At 63.1% G+C, this 1,708-nt stretch carries 3 protein-coding genes; 2 read left to right on the top strand and 1 reads right to left on the bottom strand.

The window, feature by feature from the left end:
• Positions 1-139, top strand: a 139-nt coding sequence (locus AC1D15_RS30675) for a KUP/HAK/KT family potassium transporter (protein ID WP_477829000.1), incomplete at its 5' end; no start/stop codon positions are given.
• Positions 140-614: 475 nt separating this feature from the next.
• Here the strand turns inward: AC1D15_RS30675 and AC1D15_RS30670 are convergent.
• On the bottom strand, positions 615-1,232 hold the full coding sequence (locus AC1D15_RS30670) for a glutathione S-transferase N-terminal domain-containing protein (RefSeq protein ID WP_477828999.1): 618 nt from the start codon (positions 1,230-1,232) through the stop codon (positions 615-617).
• Positions 1,233-1,347: 115 nt separating this feature from the next.
• On the opposite strand from AC1D15_RS30670, the gene AC1D15_RS30665 reads away from it, so the two are divergent.
• Positions 1,348-1,708: DUF898 family protein (locus tag AC1D15_RS30665; protein WP_477828998.1), on the top strand; the 361-nt coding region annotated here is incomplete at its 3' end.

Raw genomic sequence — 1,708 nt, 5'->3', positions numbered from 1 at the left:
CCCGACGTTTGGGAGCGGCATGGCGAGCTGGCGCGAGAAGCTCTTTGCGGGGATGCACCGGAATGCGGCGGCGGCGGCGGACTTCTTGTCGCTGCCAACGAACCGGGTGGTCGAGCTCGGCTCGAAGGTCGAGATCTGACCTCTGTCTCTTCACTGCGTGAGGCTGYTGCCGGGATTTCGCCCCGGCGGGCGAGTCACTTTCATTTGTCTTGCCAAATGAAAGTAACCAAAGCAAAGGCGCTTTGAAAACCATGCGGTTCGTTCAGTCTCGCTGCGGACAACACTGACGCTTCGGCTGCACATCCCCCGTTCATTGGGATTGTTGTTCTCCCGCTYCMCTCGACTCGCTCGCTTCGCGTCGCATCGTCTCGCGCCCGCGATCGCCATGCATCTTGGCGATGCGTAGCGAGCTGGGTGGAGAAGAACGGCCAACAATCCCAATGAACGTGGGGCACCAGCCGAAGCGTCAGTGTTGTCCGCAGCGAGACTGAACGAACCGTATGGTTTTCGGGTTGAGGGCTCTTTGCTTTGGTTACTTTCATTTGAGCCAGCAAATGAAAGTGACTCGCCCGCCGGGGCGAGACCCGGCAGCAGCCTCACGCAGTGAAAAGACCCTAAACCTTCGGCGGAGCCGTATCCACAAAACTCTGCCGAACCGCCAGCTTCTCGTAGAGCTTCGACAAGTTCGGATACGTCGTCCGCCAATCGATATGGGCAAATCGGAAATCCAGGTACCCGAGTGCGCAGCCCGTCGCGATATCGGCCAGCGTGAAGTGGTTGCCCGAGCACCAGGCCTTCTCGCCCAACCCCTGGCTCATCGCCGCCAAACAGGCATGCACCTTGTCCATCTGCCGGCTCACCCACGCCGCACTGCGCTGGCCCTCGCTGCGGCCGGCCCAGGTCTGCTCCAGCCTGGCCAGGATCGCCGCATCCTGCAGGCCATCCCCCAACGCCTCCCAGGTGCGCACCTCGGTGCGCTCACGCCCGGTCTCGGGAATCAGCTTGCCCACCGGCGAGCGCGTGTCGATGTACTCCACGATCACCCGCGAGTCGAAGACCGCCTCGCCACCCTCCATCACCAGCACCGGCACCTTGCCCAGCGGGTTGGACTTCATGATCGCGTCGCTCGTCCACACGTCCTCCAGTTCGAACTGGTAGTCGAGCTTCTTTTCCGCCATCACGATGCGCACCTTGCGCACGTACGGGCTTGCGAGCGAGCCGATGAGTTTCATGTGGGTGTCCCTGGAGTGAAAACGATTCTAGCGAAGGGTGGCTGTCTGAAACGCAGTGTTAAAGTTTTCGGCGAGGGAGAACGCCGGCCATCCACCCCGCACGGCGCAACACGACATGACAACACCCCACGGCCCCCAGGGCGGATTCACCGCGCCCGACGGTGACCAGCCCGCCCAGAGCGCCAGCATCGACAGCGCCGGCCTGAACGGCGTGATCTCGACGCTCGACACCACCACCGTGCCGCCCACGGTCACCCCGTCCAGCTTCGACAGCACGCTCAACGAACGCCTGCCGATCCGCTTCACCGGCTCCGGCAGCGAATACTTCCGCATCTGGATCGTCAACCTGCTGCTCACGCTGGTCACCGCCGGGCTCTACTTCCCGTGGGCCAAGGTGCGCCGCCTGCGCTACTTCTACGGCAACACGCTGGTGGCCGGCCACCCGCTCGGCTTCCACGGCGACCCGAAGAAGATGC

The sequence above is a fragment of the Rhizobacter sp. P2_H2 genome (genome assembly GCF_056403375.1).
The sequence above is the reverse complement of the archived record's forward strand: the minus strand, read 5'-3'. Positions and strand labels throughout refer to the sequence as shown.

Excerpts from the sequence above, each read along its gene's own strand:
- AC1D15_RS30670 (WP_477828999.1), bottom strand. The coding sequence starts at position 1,232 with ATGAAACTCATCGGCTCGCTCGCAAGCCCGTACGTGCGCAAGGTGCGC.